The following is a 2,570-nucleotide window of genomic DNA, read 5'->3' on the forward strand; positions in this document are numbered from 1 at the left end:
CACAGGTAGGACCGCAGGTAGCTGAAGGGCGTGTTCGAGCATCCGTACTGGAAGTACGCCGTCCAGCCCCGCAGCATCCGGTTGAGCTGGTGCAGCAGGACCGCGAGCGACTGGTTCGTGTTCTGTCGGCAGATCGCCTTTGCCTTGGCCATGACGGCGGCGAGCGCCTTCTTGGCCGGGTAGACGTAGACGTAGTGCTTGCCGGTTCCTCGTTTCCGGTGACGTTGGATACGCCACCCGAGGAAGTCCACGCCCTCGTCGATATGGGTGACCACGGTCTTCTCCGGCGACAGGCGTAGGCCCATCGTGGACAGGACCACGGTGATCTCCTCCCGCAAGGCCTCGGCGTGCGCCTGGGTGCCTGAGACAACCAGGCACCAGTCATCGGCATACCGGCAGAGCCGGATGTTCGGCAGACCGCTCCGGCGCCGCTTGGCCCTTTCATACGCGCTGGCCCCGGGACCTCCTGGCGCCTGGGCAATGTATTCGTCCAGAACCGAGAGAGCCACGTTACTCAACAACGGGGAAAGTACGCCCCCAACGCACTTGGCAACCAGCTGCCCGGTCACCCTCCGTATCGGATCCGGTGGCTGACGCACCGTCCCCCGACGATCGTTGGCGAAGTGGGATCCGATGACGGATTGCAATCTTCTCGGGGCCGATAAGAACATCCTTGACGAGCAGCCGCAGAACGCGCTGGCGTTCGATGATCTCCGTGCTTTTCGCGTTCTCGCTCAGCTGAGAAAGGAATCCCTCGAGATCGGCGGCGAGGGTGAGGGTGAGGTAAAGGTCACGGTCGGCGATCTGGCCTTCAAGCGCCTCGAGCCGGCCGCGGAGGTTCGTCTCACGCGTTCGCAGCTCCGGCATTCTCGCGCGGAGCTCGTCGATGGTGATCAGCTGCTCCTGGAACGCCTCGATCATACGGGTGATCGCGGTGGTGGCCTTCGTGAGCGCACATTCGACCTGTTCACGCTGGCGCGTGACAGGATCGGAGTTCCGAGCCTGGTTCAGCCGACGGTCGATCTCCTCCTGAATGAGTGTCGGATCGCAGAGCAGTTTAGTGATGTGTTCCCACACGACGTCGTCGATGTAGTCGGCGCGGACCGGCTTGTTCTGACAGACCCGGCCGTTCTCGTAACGGTAGTCGTCGGATCCGAGGCAGCGGTAGTAGTAGATCTTCTTGTTTGAGGTTCGCGTCGAGGTGCGATAGTAACCATAACCGCACGCCGAACAGGCGACAAGGCCCTGCAAAAGCGACGGCGTCGTCTTCGTGTTACGCGTCGCGAAGCGCTTGTTCTCCTCAAGGCGGGCAGCAACCCGCGCGAAGGTCTCCTCGCTGACAATCGCCGGGACAGCGATCTCGACCCATTCGTCGCGAGGCCGGTCAACAGTCTTCGTCGGCCGCGGCGTGGAACGACCCTCCAACCGTGCCCGCCGATTCAGACCTGCCGGCGTGTTGTCGACCATCGTCTTTCCGAATACCGCCCTACCAGCGTAGGCGGGATTACGCAGCATTCCCCAGATCACCGACCGGTCCCAGCGATTCTTACCGGTACGCGTCGGCACGCCCTGCTCGGTCAACCAGCGGGCCAGATCAGCGATCGACACCCTCGTCGGCGTAACGACGGAACATCTCGACGACCAGGACCGCCTCGTGCTCCACGATCTCGTATCCCGCGCCGAGTTTGTCGCTGCGCCGACGATAATGGTAGCCGAACGGCGCTCCGGAAAGCACATTGACCGACCCGGAGCGTGCACGGTACGCCTTCCCACGCCGGTAGCGCTCCAGAATCTGCGCTTTCTCATACTCGGCGAACATCCCCTGGAACTGGACCAGCAGCTGGTCTTCCGGGCTGTCACCGCGAGGGCCCTTGACAAACTCGACCCTGGTACCCGCCCGCGCGAACTCCTCAATCAGCAGCGCCTGGTAGGCGAACTTCCGCGCGAGCCGATCGGGTGAATAGCACAGCACCACGTCGAGCTGGACCGCGGCCACCAAATCCCGCAACCGCTCCAACGCCGGACGCGTCAGCGTCCCACCCGAATGGCCGTCGTCCTCGAATACCCACTCCTCCGGCAGCGCCGCCCCCATCTCCCGGGCGCGCTCACGCAGCGCCGCCGTCTGCGACACGATCGTCTCGTTCTTCTTCTGCCGGTCCGACGACACCCGGGCATAAATCGCCACGTTGGTCATGCGCTTGTCCTCCCTGCTGTTCGTTTTGGATTCTCAGGCGCCGCTGCGGGACCAGGACCCCATATGCGATCGACAGGTCCCGGACGGCATTCCGATCGAACACATACTCAAGGGCGATCGCCCGTTTATCCATCTTCTGTGCTTCCCGCGCCGGCGGAGGCCAGAAAATCGCCCAACGCACGGGCGACCAGCGATGAAATCGTCGCACCGCGCAGCCGCGCATCATCACGTATCCGCTCGGCCAGCACGGCCGGCAGCTTCACCGTGAACACGACGGTCGTCTCCGGCACCACTACTCGCCCACCCGACGAGGCCACATCGACGTAACGTCGAGCCTGCCGAAGCGAAACCGCGAAACGTGCGGACAGCACAAGGG

General features: G+C 63.5%; 4 protein-coding genes. All 4 read right to left on the reverse strand.

The window, feature by feature from the left end; all coding sequences use genetic code 11:
- The coding region (locus tag U9980_RS27970) for a group II intron maturase-specific domain-containing protein (RefSeq protein WP_322770666.1) at positions 1-509 on the reverse strand (509 nt) is incomplete at its 3' end.
- Between the two features lies 1 nt (position 510).
- A complete protein-coding gene (locus U9980_RS27975; RefSeq protein ID WP_322770667.1) occupies positions 511-1,608 on the reverse strand; it encodes a recombinase family protein in 1,098 nt (365 codons plus the stop codon).
- Positions 1,595-2,194: a recombinase family protein gene (locus U9980_RS27980; RefSeq protein WP_322770668.1), complete on the reverse strand. Its 600-nt coding sequence runs from the start codon at positions 2,192-2,194 to the stop codon at positions 1,595-1,597. The genes U9980_RS27975 and U9980_RS27980 overlap by 14 nt, the downstream gene beginning before the upstream one ends.
- Positions 2,195-2,319: 125 nt before the next feature.
- Positions 2,320-2,570, reverse strand: a 251-nt coding sequence (locus U9980_RS27985) for a hypothetical protein (protein WP_322770669.1), incomplete at its 5' end; no start/stop codon positions are given.

The organism is Protofrankia sp. Cr1, assembly GCF_963555865.1.
GTDB lineage: Bacteria > Actinomycetota > Actinomycetes > Frankiales > Frankiaceae > Protofrankia.

What these genes read in the sequence shown, in the direction of transcription:
- U9980_RS27980 (WP_322770668.1), bottom strand. Translation starts at nt 2,194, where the DNA reads ATGACCAACGTGGCGATTTATGCCCGGGTGTCGTCGGACCGGCAGAAG.